The sequence below is a fragment of the Gilvimarinus sp. 1_MG-2023 genome (assembly GCF_030548285.1).
The window spans coordinates 1-300 of sequence record NZ_JAUOSC010000705.1 but is presented as its reverse complement, the minus strand read 5'-3'; the positions used below and the strand labels follow the sequence as shown (position 1 = coordinate 300).

Annotated in this window: 1 protein-coding gene; it reads right to left on the bottom strand. The window is 59.0% G+C overall.

Annotated features, from left to right (window positions below):
* Window positions 1–246: Sec-independent protein translocase protein TatB (gene tatB / locus Q4563_RS18705; protein ID WP_303605582.1), on the bottom strand; the 246-nt coding region annotated here is incomplete at its 3' end.
* Window positions 247–300 lie beyond the last annotated feature (54 nt).

Sequence of the window (300 nt, the reverse complement as noted above, 5' to 3'; positions counted from 1 at the left end):
CCGCACGGCGGCTGGCCGACGGTCGTCGTCATCGAGAAACGTGGCGTAAGGGTCCTTGAGTTTTTCCCGCAGTTCATCGGCCCGTACCTGGCGCTCCAGTTCATCCTGGAAGCCACTCATGGTACGGCGCACACGGCCAATCATCAGGCCAACGGTACGGGCTGCCTTGGGCAGACGCTCCGGGCCAAGCACCAACAAACCAAGGACGCCGACAACCACAAGCTCGAGAAAGCCGATATCAAACATCAGTGCTTGTCTTTCTGCTCGCTGAAGTCAGCATCTTTTTCCACGCTGCCAGAC